Below are 13,913 nucleotides of genomic sequence, written 5' to 3' on the forward strand. Positions count from 1 at the left end.
ATCGCCCGCTCGTCGTTCGCGGTGGCCACCCAGATCACCTGGCTGGCGTCGATCGGCACCTCGGCGAATTCGTCGGTGAAGCTGTGCGCAGTGTCGTGTTCCAGCAGCGCATACAGCGCGCCCAGCGGGTCGTAGGCCTGCTCGCCGCGCGCCTTGTCGATCTCGTCGATCACGATCACCGGGTTGGCGTAGGCGCCGTCCACCAGCGTCTCGAACACCTTGCCGGGGCGCGCGCCCTTCCATTGCGAAGAGGCGCCCGACAGCACCCAACCGGCGGTCAGGCTGCTCATCGACACGAAGCCCATGCCGGTGCCCAGCAGCTGCGCCACCTCGCGCGCAAAGTGCGTCTTGCCCACGCCGGGCGGGCCCAGCAGCAGCATCGGCACGATCTCCAGCGCATCGCGGCTGTCGTGGCACAGCGCCAGCTGGCGCTTCACGTCGTCCAGCGCGTCATGGAAATTGGGCAGTTCGTCGTACAAGTGTTCCATCGCCGGCAGGCCGGAGGGTTTCACCTGGAAGCGCTCGGCGCCTTTTTCCAGCATGCGCTCATAGGTGGAGCGCAGGTTCTCGTGCTCCTTGGCCGGCAGCTTGGCCAGCTTGCGCTCCACGTCGTGCACGCGGTAGACGCTGCGCATCTGCGCGAGCGGGATCGACGTTCCGGACGGGACCGGAACCAGGTCGGTGGCGGGTGACAGGTCGCCCATGGAAGCCTCCTTGCTGTGCAGCTTGATTGCAGCGCAGCCGTGATTGCCCCAACGGGCGATCAACAGCGCAAACACGCCGCAATTGCCTATCGCCTGGCAGCAAGTATCGCGCCCGCCAGGCGCTTGCACATCAGGTGAGCACCCGGTTGCCGCCGGCCTGCTGGGCTCGGGCCAGGGCTTCTTCGGCCAGCGCCATCAAGGCGTCCACGCTCAGGTCGCTGCCGGGCGCTGCGGTGGCCACGCCCACCGTCACGCTCACCGGCGGCAGCGCGGCCACGGCGGTGCGCACCCGTTCGCCGATGGTCACCGCGGTGTCGGTGCCGGTCTGCGGCAGCAGCACCGCAAAGCTGTCGCCGCCGTGGCGGGCCAGGGTGTCGTAGTCGCGCAGGTCGTGGCGGCAGGCGGCGGCCACGGCCTGCAGCGCGGCGTCGCCGGCATCGTGGCCGCGGTGGTCGTTGATGCGCCGCAGGCCGTCGACGTCGATCACCAGCACCGACAGCGGCACCTGCGCCCGCCGGCTGCGGGCCAGCTCGGCCTCGGTGAACAGGTAGAACTGCCGGCGGCTGTGGGCGCCGGTCAGCGGGTCGGTCAGGGCCAGGCGCTCGGCCTCGGCCTGCGCGTCTTCCAGATCGTGCAGCAAACGCAGCAGCACGCGGGCGGCCGAGGGCGCGGCCAGCACCGCCGGCAGCGCGGCGCCGGCCAGCGGCCAGGGCCAGTGCACCAGTGGCACATGGGCCAGGGTGAGCACCCCCGCCGCCAGGCCGGCCGCCAACGGTGCGGCAGCCAGCGCAGCCAGCGCGGCGGCGCTGCGCGGCGACAGGCGCAGCAGCCAGCGCCGCCAGGGCGCGCCCGCCGTGCTGGCCTCGCCCGTGCTCACTTCACCCAGGTGTTGAGCTGGATGATGGGCAGCAGCACCGCCAGCACGATGAGCATCACCGCCACGCCCATGGCCACGATCAGCAGCGGCTCCAGCAGCGTGGCCAGCGCCATCGCGCGGCGCTGCACCTCGGCGCCCATCTGCGAGGCGGCGCGTGCCAGCATCGCGGGCAGGGTGCCGGTTTGCTCGCCCAGGCGGGCGAACATGGCCAGCAGGCCCGGAAAGCGCTTTTTGCCCGCCATGGCCGAGGCCAGCGGTGCGCCTTCGCGCACGCGCACCAGTGCGTCCATCGCGTCGGCCCGCATCGCGCGGTTGGACAGGGTTTCGGCCGCCGCCTGCAGCGCCTTCAGGATGGGCACACCCGCGCCGGCCAGCATGGCCAGCGTGCTGGCAAAGCGGGCCGCGTTGTAGCCGCGCGCCAGCCGGCCCAGCACCGGCAGCTTCAGCCAGCCGGCGTCGAAGCGTTCGCGGAAGGGCTCGTGGCGCAGCGCCAGCACCAGGCCGCCACCGCCCAGCAGCAGCGCCAGCAGCGCGATCCAGCCCTGGTGGCGCACGAAGTCGCTGATGGCCAGCATGGCCACCGTCAGCCCCGGCAGCGCGCGCTTGCTGTTGGTGAACACCGAGGCCACCTGCGGCACCACGTAGGTGACGAGGAAGATGACGATGACCACCGCGATCAGCGAGACGATGGCCGGGTACAGCGCCGCACCGATCAGCTTGGCGCGCAGCGCCTGCTGCTCTTCCAGGTCGTCGGCCATCTTCTCGAGCACGATGCCCAGCGCGCCGCTCTGCTCACCCGCGGCCACCACCGCGCGGTACACCTCGTCGAAGTCTTTCGGCGCGCTGGCCAGCGCCCGGGCGAAGCTGGCGCCGGCATTCACCTCGCTCTTGAGGTGGGCCACCAGCTCGCGCTGGCGCTGGTCGTCGGCCTCTTCGGCCAGCGCGGTGAGCGCGCGTTCCAGCGGCAGGCCCGAGCCCACCAGACCGGCCAGCTGCCGCGTCCACACCGTCAGGCGGGTGGTGTTGAACACGCGGCGGCCGGTGCGGGCGGCGCCGCCTTCCAGCGCGCTGACGGCGCCCTGCGCCCCCACCTGGGTGACGGCCAGCGGCACCAGCGATTGCGCCCGCAGCTGGGCGCGCGCGGCGCGGGCGTTGTCGGCCTCCAGCAGGCCGGTGGAGGCCTTGCCGGCGGCGTCGAGGGCTTCGAAGCGGTAGGCGGGCATGGGGCGTTAGGAGCGGGTGACGCGCAGCACTTCTTCGAGCGAGGTGATGCCGGCTTCCACCAGCCGCTCGCCATCTTCGCGCATCGAGCGCAGGCCCGTCTGGCGGGCAGCGGCGGTGAGTTCGGCCTCGGCCGCGCGTTCGTGGATCAGCGCGGTCACCTGCTCGTCCGATCGCATCAGCTCGTACACACCGGTGCGGCCCTTGTAGCCGGTCATGCTGCAGGCGGTGCAGCCCACCGGGTGCCAGCGGCCCTGGCCATCCTGGCGCTTGCAGGCCGGGCACAGCTTGCGCACCAGGCGCTGCGCCAGCACGCCCAGCAGGCTGGAGCTGAGCAGGAAAGGCTCCACGCCCATGTCGATCAACCGGGTGACGGCCGAAGGCGCGTCGTTGGTGTGCAGCGTGGCCAGCACCAGGTGGCCGGTGAGCGAGGCCTGGATGGCGATCTGCGCGGTCTCGAAGTCGCGGATTTCGCCGATCATGATCACGTCCGGGTCCTGCCGCAGGATGGCGCGCAGGGCCTTGGCGAAGGTGAGGTCGATCTTGGCGTTGACCTGCGTCTGGCCGATGCCGGGCAGTTCGTACTCGATCGGGTCTTCCACCGTCAGCACGTTGGTGGTGCTGGTGTCCACCCGCGCCAGCGAGGCATACAGCGTGGTGGTCTTGCCCGAGCCGGTGGGCCCGGTGACCAGCACGATGCCGTGCGGCTGCTTGATCAGCCGGTCGAAGGCCGAGAGCACGTCGCCGCTCATGCCCAGGCCTTCGAGCGTGAATTTCGATTCGGTCTTGTCCAGCAGCCGCAGCACCGCGCGTTCGCCGTGGGCGCTGGGCAGCGTGGACACCCGCACGTCGATCGCGCGGCCGCCGATGCGCAGGCTGATGCGGCCGTCCTGCGGCATGCGCTTTTCGGCGATGTCCAGCTCGGCCATGATCTTCAGCCGCGAGATCAGCGCCGCATGCAGCGCGCGGTTGGGCTGCACCACTTCGCGCAGCGTGCCGTCCACGCGGAAGCGCACCGACGAGCTGCGTTCGTAGGGCTCGATGTGGATGTCGCTGGCGCCGTCCTTGGCGGCCTGCGTCAGCAGCGCATTGAGCATGCGGATGATGGGCGCGTCGTTGGCGGCTTCCAGCAGGTCTTCCACCGCCGGCAGGTCCTGCATCAGCCGGCTCAGGTCGACCGCGCTTTCCACCTCGCCCACCACGGTGGCGGCGCTGGATTCGCCGCCCGCGTAAGCGCTGGCGATGCGCTGGGCCAGCGTGGCGCTGGGTTCACGCTCGAAGGTGGTGATGTCGTACAGCCGCACCACCTCCGACAGCGCCGAAGCCGGCGAGGTGTCGCCGCAGTACAGCGTCAGCTGCTCGCCGTTGTCTTCGAGCAGCAGTGTGTGCGTCTTGGCAAACGCATACGGAAGAGGGTGCCTAGCGCTCATGTCAGCCCCTCGCCCGTCGAGTACGCCGGTCGATCCCCCGAGGGGATGCGGGCCGGCTTGGGGCGGCCCGGCGCTCGGCCCGCCGGCCCTTGCTGTGCACGTATTGGCGCATCTTCACTCCTTCAGCGCGGCGCCGAAGCGGCGCCTTCCGGCGGCAGCACGCCCTGGCCCAGCGGCGCTGGCACCGGGGCGGCGGGTTGCGGGGGCAGGGCCGGCAGCACCGGCGCTTCGTTCACCGGGATCACCACGCTGGGCTTGGGCTGGCCGTCCTGCTGCAGCGCGCGGATGGATTCGTAGCGGTCGATGGTCAGCGAGTTGGCGGTGGCCTGGTCGCGGATGACCACCGGGCGCAGGAACACCATCAGGTTGGTCTTGACGCGCTTGCGCTGTTCGTTGCGGAACAGGTTGCCGACCACCGGCAGGCCGCTCAGGCCGGGGATGCGGTCTTCGCCATCGGTGTATTCGTCCTTCAGCAGGCCGCCCAGCACCATGATCTGGCCGTCGTCCACCACCACGCTGGTCTCGATGCTGCTCTTGTCCGTCGTCGGGCCCGCGGTGGAGCTGGTGGACAGCACCGACGAGTTTTCCTGGTAGATCGTCATGCGGATGGTGCCGCCTTCGCCGATCTGGCTCTTGATGCGCAGCGTCAGGCCCACGTCCTGCCGTTCGATGGTCTGGAAGGGCGTGACCGTGCTGCTGCCGCCGGTGTTGGCATAGGTGCCGGTGACGAAGGGCACGTTCTGGCCGATGACGATCTTGGCCTCTTCGTTGTCCAGCGAGATCAGGTTGGGTGTGGACAGCAGATTGGCGCCCACGTTGTTCTCGAGGAAGTGCGCCACCGCGCCCAGCGTGAAGGTGCTGCCGATCTTGCGGATCACGCCCACGTTCAGGCCCGAGGCGATGGAGCTCACCGCGCCGGCCACGCCCTGCACGCCACCGGCGGTGGCCGCCGTCAGCGCCAGGATGTTGTTGCCGCCCACCGAAGAGTTGGTGCCCAGGCCCACCAGCGTGCTGTCGCCGGTGTTGCCGAACAGGTGCTGCCACTGCACGCCGAACTGGCCCAGCTTCTCGGCATTCACCTTCACGATCATCGACTCGACATAAATCTGCGCGCGGCGCGAATCCAGTTGGTCGATGGCCGCGCGCACCTGCCGGTACAAGGGCTCGGGCGCGGTGATGATGAGCGAGTTGGTCGACGGGTCGGCCTGGATGAAGCCGCCAGTCGATGGCCCTTGCGAGGCCTGCAGCGGCGCCGTGGCGGCCGAGCTGCCCGCGCCGCTGCTGTTGCTGCCGGTGCCGCTGTTGGTGAGGCCCCCGCTGTTCGTCAGCCCGCCCAGGCCCGAGCCGCTGCTGCCACTGCTGCTGCCCAGGCCGCTGCTGCTGGAAGAACTGCTGCCGCCACCACCGCCGCCGCCGTTGGGCGAGAAGGCGGCGCGCAGCACCGTGGCCAGCTTCACCGCATCGGCGTTCTTCAGGTACACCACCCAGATGTTGCCGGCCGGCCCGCCATTGCGCATGGGCTGGTCGAGCCGGGCGACGATGGCGCGGATCTGCGACAGCTTGGCCGGGTTGGCCGCCCGCACGATGAGCGAGTTGCTGCGCGGATCGGCCAGCACCGAGCCGCTGCCGCCGCCCGCACCGGTCACCGCCGGTGCCGGCACGCCCGGCGTGGCCGAGCCGCCGCCGCTGTCGGACAGGCGCTGCACCAGCGCGGCCATGTCGCTGGCCACCGCATGCTGCAGCGGAATCACCTCAATGTCGGTGCTGGCGGGCTGGTCGAGTGCCGAGATGATCTTGCCCAGCCGCTGCAGGTTGTCCGCGTAGTCGGTGATCACCAGCGTGCTGTTGCTGGGGTTGGCGTTGATGGTGTTGTTGGCACTGATCAACGGCCGCAGGATGGCCACCAGGTTGTTCGGGTTCTCGTGGCTCAGCTTGAAGATCTGCGTGATCACCTGGTCGCCGCGCGGCTGGCCCTGGCCGATGGTCACGGTGCCGGTCTGCAGCTTGGCGTCGGCCTCGGGCACCACCTTGAGCAGGCCGCCGCTTTCCACCACCGCAAAGCCCAGGCCGCGCAGCGCAGCCAGGTAGTTCTGGTAGGCCACGGTCACCGGCACCGGCTGGTCGCTGTAGACGGTGATGGTGCCCTTGACGCGGGGATCGACCAGGAACTGGCGGTCGAGGATGGCACCCATCGCGCGGGTCACCGCCTCGATGTCGGCATTGACGAAGTTGAGCGTGACGGGCGTGCTGGCGCGGGCGGCGACGGCGGAGGGGCTGCGCGTCGTCTGGGCGGCCAGCGGCGGTGGCAGCACCATGCCGGCGCACACCAGGGCGGTGACCAGGGCGTGGACTCGGTATTTCATGAAGTCATCCGATCGAGATGACGGACAGCGCCCCCTGGCGCCGCCCGACGATGTTCAGCAGGTTGGACAGCGCACCTTCCTGGCCATCGACGGCCCGGAGCTCGCCGCGAAAGCGCAGCCGCCCTTCACCCCATTGGCCCTCGCCGCTGGCCTGCAGCGCGCCTTCGAGCGTGGTGAGCGTGATTGTGGAGGCGTTGCCGCTGGCCGCATCGCCCCGCAGCACCACCTGGTAGCTGCCGAGTGTGTCGATGGGCGCCAGCGGCGTGGCCACGTGCGTGAGTTCGAGCGTGGCCTCGCCGGTGAAGCGGGTGCGGCCGGCCACCTGTTCCACGGTCAGGCCCGGCGTGCGCAGGCGCAGCGTGCCGCTGAGCTGCACCGCATTCCAGGGCGTGCCCAGGCCGGCCAGCCAGGCGGCCGGCCACTGGCCCACCAGGCCGCCGTTGGCCGGCGGCAGCAGCGTGACGGTGGTCTGGCCGAAGCCGGGCCTGAGCTGCACCACCAGCGGCGCGGCCAGGCAGCAGGGCTGGCGCAGCTGCAGCTCCAGCGACAGGCCCCGCCAGTGCAGCAACCATTCCAGCCGCCCCGGCAGGGCCAGCGCGGTGCGGCTTTCAGGCCCGGCCGTGAGCACCGGCAGTGCGCTGCCCGACCACACGGTGCCGCGGGTCTGCGTGAACAGCACATGCTGGTCGGTGGCCGAGGCGATGCCGCGCGCCAGCCAGGCCGCCGGCATGAAGGCCACCACGCCCACCAGCAGGCCCAGCACCGCGCCCAGCAGGCCCCAGCGGCGGGCGCGGCGCCCGGCCCCGGTGTCGGTCGTCGCCATGGCGGCGGCACCGGCTGCGGCCCGGCGCGGCCGCAGCGCAGTCCAGCGCGCCGTCATGGGTTGTTGCCCGGGAGTGCGACCACCAGCGTGCCGGTGTGTCCTTGCGGGCCTCGGGTCAGGTTGGCTTCCACCGGGCGGGCGCGGGCGCCGCTGCGGGCTTCGGCCAGCCAGCGGCGCAGTTCGTCGCCGTTGGCGTTGGCCAGCGTCAGCGTGGCGCGGTCGCCGATCACCTGCAGCTTGCCGCGTTCGCCCAGCCGGTCGGTGCTGGCGCGGAGCGCGGCGCTGGCCTGGGTGAGGTTGATGCGCGGGGCATTGCGCAGCTCGGCGGTTTCTGTGGCTTCACGCCGCATCTGCTGCAGCTGGGCTTCCAGCCGGTCGATCTCGGCCGGTGCGCTGCGCAGGGTACGCCAGGCCGGCTGCACCAGCAGCAGCCAGACGGCGGCCACCGCCAGCACTGCGGCCAGGCCGGCCACCAGCCGGCGCTCGCGCTGGGCCAGGCTGCGCCAGCGGGCACGCAGCTGGGCACGCACCGCGGCCAGGCCGCCTTGGGCGGGGGAGAGAACGGCATTCATCAGCTTCTTCCGGCCGGCGCGCGGCTCAAGGTCAGGGTGCCGTTGGCTTCTTCCACCTGCCAGCCGGCGGGGCGCAACTGGCCACGGAATTCTTCGATCTGCTGCGGGCTCCAGTCCAGCGCGGTGAAGCTCAGCCGGCCGGGCTCAAAGCGCAGCGAAGCCGCGGGCGCGGCGCCCTGGGGCCAGGCCGAGGCGGCCACGTTCAGCAGGCCTTCCAGGTCGGTCTCGCCGGGCTTGCCGGCGGCCACGCGCAGCATCTCGGTCTCGCGCGACATCTGCACCGGCGCGTCCAGCACCGCGCGCACCTGCGGATGGGCTTCCTTGAGCACCTGCTGCATGGCCAGCTTGCGGCGATCGATCTCGCCGCGCTCATGCCAGGCCCAGAGGTTCAGGCCCACGATCTGCACCGCCAGCAGCGCCATCACGCCCCAGCGCGCGGGCCGGAAGGCCGGGCTCAGGAAGCGGCGCCAGGCCTCGCGCACCGCCTGCATGCCGCGGTGGCGCGGCGCCAGCTCGAACTGCCGCAGGTTCCAGCGCGAGCGCACCGCCTGCAGCGTGCGCTCGTCGTCCGACAGCACCTGCACCGGCGCGCCCAGCCAGGCTTCGGCCGCGGTGGCGGCGGCGGGCGTGGCGCTCCAGCGGGCGGCGGTGGCCAGCCACTGCGGCAGCATCTGGCGCGCCAGCCCGCCCTGCAGGCCGACAGTGAGCACGCCGTCGGCATCGGCCCAGGTGAGCAGCGGCGGGCTGTCGCCATCGGCGCCGGCCGGCTCGGCGAAATGGCCCAGCGGCGCTTCGTCGGGCCAGGCCGAAGGCAGCACCCGTTCCACCGCGCGGCCCGCGGTTTCGAGTGTGGCCAGGTGCAGCGACAACCAGCCGCGCGGCATCGCGGCCACCCAGGTGGGCTGGCCCGCGGCCGCGCCGGGGGCGACGGCCAGGTGCAGCGCCTCGGCGTCTTCCAGCAGGGCTTCTTCCAGCACGCCGCCCAGCGCCGCGCGCAGCCGCTGCGCTGGGGCGCGGGGCAGGGTGATGCGCTGCCAGCTCACGTCGGTGTCGGTGAGCACCGCCACCACGGTGTCGGCCTTGGGCAGCAGCGCGGGCGCACAGCGGCCGGCGCTGCTCACGCTCAGGCCGTCGCTGCTGAGCACATAGGCGTATTCGCTGGCGGTGCGCTCCACCGGGTCGCCGCGGCCCGGCATGAGCCGTTCCCGGGGCGGAATCTTGACGACGAGGATGGACATGGAGGGCGGAGGCTAACTTTTTTAGATGACAGCAGCAAATGAAAAAGGAAAACGATTCCGGTTTTGCTGCCTGCCTGGGGTCGGCGAGTTCATGAGCGCGGGTTGGTCCAGCGGGACAGGCGCTCCTCCCGCACCACGGACACATTGGTGCCGTTGCGGCGCAGCAGCCAGGCATCACGCGTGATCTCTTCGCCGATGCGCAGCTCGGCCCGCACCTCGAAGTAGTTGCTGGTGACCCCGGTGTTGACGAAGGCGCCTTCCTTGAGCCCCGGGAACATCTCGCGCAGCTGGGCGCTGGAGGTGAAGCCGCCGTCCTTGGCGCGGCGGCGGCGTTCTTCCACCACGCGTTCGGCGTCGCCGCGGTTCAGGCCGAGGATGGCGGCCGACAGCACTTCCACACCCGCGGTGTTGATGTTGAGCGTGGTGCGCTCAGGCAGCAGGTCGACCAGGGGCCGCAGGTTGTCGATGACGTTGGGCTCGATGCCCAGCCAGCTCAGCTGCGCCATGCGGGTGGGGGCGATCACCGCCTGCGCCGCCAGCGTCTTCGACCAGGACTGGCGCAGCCCGTTGATGATGCGCACCGCCACCTCGTCGGGCAGCCCGGCATCGCTGCACAGCGTGCGAAAGACGAACTCCTGCGTCGTGTCGGGCTCGCCGTTGGGGTCGACCAGGTTGCGCAGGTTGAAGCGCGACTGCGCATCGGTGATCTGCCCGCGGGCGAAGGCGCGCAGCTGCCCTTCCTGCCCGACCGGCGTTTCGTCGCGGCCGCTGATCAGCGTCGACAGTTCGGTCTCGGGCAGCACGGTGGCCCAGCTTTCGCCCAGGTGGTCAGTCTTGCCGCTTTGCACCGCGTCCTGCCGCAGCGCCCAGCGGGCCATTTCCAGCGCGCCTTGCGCCACGTGCGCCGTCTGCTCGTGCGCCCGCTCGGCGGCTTCCACCCGGATGGCGCGGTCCTGCTGGTACACCATGCCCGCGGCCAGCGTGGCCACCAGCGTCAGCACGATCATGGCCAGCAGCAGTGCGGCGCCGCGCTGGCGCCACCGGGGCGGGGTGCGGCGCTGCATCACGATTGGGGCCGCGGCACGGCCGGCAGCGCGGTGTCGCGGGTCAGGGTGCCGGCGGTCTCACCATCGAACTGCAGCACGAGGCGCACCGCCACCGGCATCGCCTCCTGGGTTGATTCGCAGTTGTTGAGGCTGGGGCTGCCGTCGCTGCAGTAGGTCTGCCAGCCGCTCACGCCGTCCAGCATCAGCAGCTGCGCGCTTTCCGTGCCCAGCAGCTGCTGGCTGCGCAGCCAGTACTCCTGCAGCTCGCCCGCCAGCCGGGTGGAAGGGCTGGCCCAGCGCAGCAGCCGGCCGCCGCGCAGCGACCACACCACCACCTGCACGCCGTCGTCGGTGCTGCGGATCAGCCGCGCCAGCTGGTTGGTCAGGTTGAGCGGGTCGACCACCTGGTTGGGCTGCACCGCCCGCAGATCGGCCTGCCATTGCGCCAGCACCGTGCCCACCCGCAGCGTGCGGTCCACGCTGGCCTTGGCCACGGTGCGCGAGCGGGCGATGGCGTCCACCCCCTGCCAGGCCATCACGGCCATGACCGCCATGATGAACATGGCCACCATCACTTCCACCAGCGTGAAGCCGTGTTGCCTGCGCATGGTCAGCGGTACCGGTACATGGCGGTGGTCACGCTGACCAGCGGCACGTCGTTCTCGTCGCCCACCGAGGCTTCGAGCACGCGGATGTCGGAATTGAAGGTGCCACGCACCCGCAGGTGGCCGCGGTAGCGCCGGCCCAGCTGTTCACACTCGAACGTGGTCTCGCCGATGCCGGGGTAGCTGCCTCGGCGGGTGGTCAGCGTCACCAGCTGGTTGTCGGCGCACCATTGCGCCGCCGTCACCAGCGACAGCCGCTCGGCGTTGTCGGTCAGGGAGCCGGCGGCTTTCAGGCCGGCGCCGATGGCCACCGCCACGATGACCAGCGCCACCAGCACCTCGATCAGCGTGAAGCCGCGAGCGGAGCGCCTGTTCATGGCGTGCCCTGGTCGATGGTGAAGGGCCCCAGCCCGTCGGTGTACAGCGCCACCCGCTGGTCGTCCAGCCGCAGCACGAGGCGCTGGGCGCCGATCAGCGGCTCGGGCCCCAGCACCACGTAGCGCCGGCCGACGATCTCCACCGTCACGCCGCGCGTCATCCAGCGCAGCGGCCGGTCGCCCTTGGGCAGGCCGGTGAAGCGGAAGTCGTTGCCGTCGGAGTTGACGCCACTGGTCGGTTCCCACAGGGCACGCAGCTGGCCGGCACGGGCTTCCGCCCGCGCGCCTTCGAGCAGCGCGGCCAGGCGCTCGGCCTCACGCTCGAGCTGCACCTGCGAGCCATCGCGCAGGGCCAGGCTGGCGACACTGACGGCGATGGCGATCAACGCCACCACCACCATCAGCTCGATCAGCGTGAAGCCGCGCGCTACAGCGGCCCGGCGGTGCCGTGCCATGGATGCTTCACTGCCAGGAGCCGATGTCGGCGTTGTTGCCTTCGCCGCCGGTCTGGCCGTCGGCCCCGAAGCTGAAGACGTCGATGTCGCCCTTCACGCCCGGGTTGACGTACTGATAAGGGCGGCCCCAGGGGTCGTTGGGCAGCTTGTCCAGGTAGGGCTTCCAGTTCATCGGAATGGTGCCCACGGTGGGCTTGCGCACCAGCGCTTCCAGGCCTTGTTCTGCCGTGGGGTAGCGCTGGTTGTCCAGCTTGTAGAGCTTGAGCGCCTGGATGAGGTTGTTGACGTCGGTGCGCGCCGCGGTCACGCGGGCATCGTCGGCACGGTCGAGCACGTTGGGCACGATCAGGGCGGCCAGCACGCCGATGATGACCAGCACGACCATCAACTCGATCAGGGTGAAACCGCGAGCAAGCCCGCGGCGGCGAAGGGACGGACGGGTGGTCGGGGACATGACTTCCTGAGGGCCGTGACAGGCGCACTTGACGACAAAACCGATCGATCATAATCGCCGGATGACGGCACGAATATTGGCCTTTGCAATCTGGGCGGCTGTGGCGGGCACCGCGGCGTTCTGGGGCCTGCGGGTGTTTGCGGCCGCGCCGGCCATTCCGGCCCATGCGCAGGCCGCCGGCATGGGCGACCTGCCCCCGGCGGACGTCTCGCGCGTGCTGGGCAGCGCACCGGTGGTGGTGGAAGCCGCGCCGCTGGCGCCTGAGGTGGCCAGCCGCTTCCAGCTGGTGGGCGTGGCCGCGCCGCGCGCCAGCGATGCCCGCCCTGGCGGCGTGGCCTTGATCGCGGTCGATGGCAAGCCGCCCCGCGCCTACCGCGTGGGCATGGCCATCGAATCGGGCATCGTGCTGCAGTCGGTGCATGCCCGCGGCGCCGCGCTGGGCCCCAGCGGGCAAGCGCCGCAGGTGCAGCTGGAACTGCCGCCGCTGCCGGCGCCCAACACCGGGACGTTGCCGGTGGAGCCTTATGGCGCCACCACTTTGCCTTCTGCGGGCATGCCGCCTTCGGCTGCACCCGCCGCGCCGGGCGCCGTGCCGCCCGGTTACGTGCCGGGCGTGCAGCCGCCCGCGCTGTTCCGCCCACCGGCGATGACCAACCAGATGCCCGTGGCGCGGCCGCCGATGCCGGTGCCGGGGCAGCAGGTGGTGCCGGCGCAACCGGTGCAGCAACCCGTGCAGCAGGGGCAGGAACAGCCCGAAGGCCAGAACACCAACTGAGAGCGTGAGCGTCTTTCGTTCAAGCCCGCTCACCACGCCCCAACACGCCCGCTCGTCGTTGCAAATGCTCGCCGTAGCCCGAGCTACGGCTGCGCTTTGCGCCTAGATCGGACGCCTTTGGACGCGTTGCTCGGGCCCGCCCGAAAAACTCTCACGCTCTGAACGCGGCTACAGCGCCACGTCGGGCGCATCCAGCGGGCCGGGCCGCGTGGCCTCGTCGCCCGCAGGCGGCAGCGGCATCTCGCCGCTGACCATGGCCACCGGCCGTGAAGGCCCGGGGTCTTCGCCCTCGGCCACTTCGGTCAACAGCGCCGCGGCGGCCCGCACCAGCGGCCAGGCGACGGTGGCGCCGGTGCCGTCGGTGCTTTCCATGCCCAGTTCCAGCAGGGCCGAAGCGCGGAACAGGCCGAGCGCCTGGTCCAGCCCCTGGTGCGAATGGCTGCGGCAGAACACGCAGTAGTCGGTCACCGGCGGCGCGATGCGCGAGGCCACCATCAGCGCCGCGCAGGCGGCCATGCCGTCCACCATCACCAGGTGGCGCTTGCTGGCCGACACCAGCATCACGCCCACCATCATCGCGATCTCGAAGCCCCCGAAGGCGGCCAGCACTTCCACCGGGTCGCCGGTCTCGCGGTGGCGGCCCTGGGCGCCTTGCACCACGGCCATCAGGTGGGCCAGGTCGTCCTGGTTCATCTGCGGGCCTTCGATCAGCAACTCGCGGATCGCGGTGTCGCCCAGGCGCGCCAGCACCAGCGCCGCACTTTCATGGCTGCCCACGCCGATGCCGGCGCAGGCCACCAGGTTGCCGCGCAAGGCATCGCCGATCTCCATGCCGGCGCGGATGGCCGCATGCGCCTGGTCGGTGCTCATCGCTGGCCCCACGCGGGCGTTGCGCGTGCCGTGGGCGATCTTGCGCATCAGCAGCCGGTCGTGCGGCAGCAGCGTTTCGGCCACGCCGCAATCGACCACCGAC

Annotated in this window: 15 protein-coding genes; 1 reads left to right on the top strand and 14 read right to left on the bottom strand. The window is 71.2% G+C overall.

Annotation, left to right across the window (positions count from 1 at the left end):
- The 13 genes from ABNT58_RS08205 to gspG all read right to left on the bottom strand — a co-directional run.
- Window positions 1–704, bottom strand: a 704-nt coding sequence (locus ABNT58_RS08205) for an AAA family ATPase (protein ID WP_348753011.1), incomplete at its 3' end; no start/stop codon positions are given.
- A gap of 130 nt (window positions 705–834) precedes the next feature.
- Window positions 835–1,581 (bottom strand): GGDEF domain-containing protein, encoded by a 747-nt coding sequence (locus ABNT58_RS08210; protein WP_348753012.1) that lies wholly within the window; start codon window positions 1,579–1,581, stop codon window positions 835–837.
- Entirely contained in the window at window positions 1,578–2,804 is a 1,227-nt protein-coding gene (gene gspF, locus ABNT58_RS08215; RefSeq protein ID WP_348753013.1) for a type II secretion system inner membrane protein GspF, read from the bottom strand. The genes ABNT58_RS08210 and gspF overlap by 4 nt, the downstream gene beginning before the upstream one ends.
- Window positions 2,805–2,810: 6 nt before the next feature.
- Window positions 2,811–4,232: a type II secretion system ATPase GspE gene (gene gspE / locus ABNT58_RS08220; RefSeq protein WP_348753014.1), complete on the bottom strand. Its 1,422-nt coding sequence runs from the start codon at window positions 4,230–4,232 to the stop codon at window positions 2,811–2,813.
- A gap of 122 nt (window positions 4,233–4,354) precedes the next feature.
- A complete protein-coding gene (gspD, locus tag ABNT58_RS08225) occupies window positions 4,355–6,595 on the bottom strand; it encodes a type II secretion system secretin GspD (protein ID WP_348753015.1) in 2,241 nt (746 codons plus the stop codon).
- A gap of 4 nt (window positions 6,596–6,599) precedes the next feature.
- Window positions 6,600–7,418: a type II secretion system protein N gene (gene gspN / locus ABNT58_RS08230; RefSeq protein WP_348753016.1), complete on the bottom strand. Its 819-nt coding sequence runs from the start codon at window positions 7,416–7,418 to the stop codon at window positions 6,600–6,602.
- 53 nt (window positions 7,419–7,471) lie between these two features.
- Window positions 7,472–7,990, bottom strand: a complete 519-nt coding sequence (gspM, locus tag ABNT58_RS08235; protein ID WP_348753017.1) for a type II secretion system protein GspM — start codon at window positions 7,988–7,990, stop codon at window positions 7,472–7,474.
- A complete protein-coding gene (gene gspL, locus ABNT58_RS08240; protein ID WP_348753018.1) occupies window positions 7,990–9,228 on the bottom strand; it encodes a type II secretion system protein GspL in 1,239 nt (412 codons plus the stop codon). The genes gspM and gspL overlap by 1 nt, the downstream gene beginning before the upstream one ends.
- Window positions 9,229–9,317: 89 nt before the next feature.
- Window positions 9,318–10,292: a type II secretion system minor pseudopilin GspK gene (gene gspK, locus ABNT58_RS08245; protein ID WP_348753019.1), complete on the bottom strand. Its 975-nt coding sequence runs from the start codon at window positions 10,290–10,292 to the stop codon at window positions 9,318–9,320.
- Window positions 10,292–10,882, bottom strand: a complete 591-nt coding sequence (locus ABNT58_RS08250) for a prepilin-type N-terminal cleavage/methylation domain-containing protein (RefSeq protein WP_348753020.1) — start codon at window positions 10,880–10,882, stop codon at window positions 10,292–10,294. The genes gspK and ABNT58_RS08250 overlap by 1 nt, the downstream gene beginning before the upstream one ends.
- A 2-nt stretch (window positions 10,883–10,884) precedes the next feature.
- Window positions 10,885–11,256 carry a type II secretion system minor pseudopilin GspI gene (gene gspI, locus ABNT58_RS08255; protein WP_348753021.1) on the bottom strand — a complete coding sequence of 124 codons (372 nt, stop codon included), beginning with the start codon at window positions 11,254–11,256 and terminating at the stop codon, window positions 10,885–10,887.
- Complete coding sequence (locus tag ABNT58_RS08260) at window positions 11,253–11,711, bottom strand: prepilin-type N-terminal cleavage/methylation domain-containing protein (RefSeq protein ID WP_348753022.1); 459 nt, start codon at window positions 11,709–11,711, stop codon at window positions 11,253–11,255. Before ABNT58_RS08260 ends, gspI begins: the two co-directional genes overlap by 4 nt.
- Before the next feature lie 7 nt (window positions 11,712–11,718).
- Window positions 11,719–12,165, bottom strand: a complete 447-nt coding sequence (gspG, locus tag ABNT58_RS08265; RefSeq protein ID WP_348753023.1) for a type II secretion system major pseudopilin GspG — start codon at window positions 12,163–12,165, stop codon at window positions 11,719–11,721.
- A 61-nt stretch (window positions 12,166–12,226) separates the two neighbouring features.
- On the opposite strand from gspG, the gene ABNT58_RS08270 reads away from it, so the two are divergent.
- A complete protein-coding gene (locus tag ABNT58_RS08270) occupies window positions 12,227–12,940 on the top strand; it encodes a type II secretion system protein N (RefSeq protein WP_348753024.1) in 714 nt (237 codons plus the stop codon).
- Window positions 12,941–13,108: 168 nt separating this feature from the next.
- On the opposite strand, the gene ABNT58_RS08275 is transcribed toward ABNT58_RS08270, so the two are convergent.
- Window positions 13,109–13,913: nicotinate-nucleotide--dimethylbenzimidazole phosphoribosyltransferase (locus ABNT58_RS08275; RefSeq protein WP_348753025.1), on the bottom strand; the 805-nt coding region annotated here is incomplete at its 5' end.

Source organism: uncultured Aquincola sp. (genome assembly GCF_964001545.1).
Classification (GTDB): domain Bacteria; phylum Pseudomonadota; class Gammaproteobacteria; order Burkholderiales; family Burkholderiaceae_C; genus Aquincola.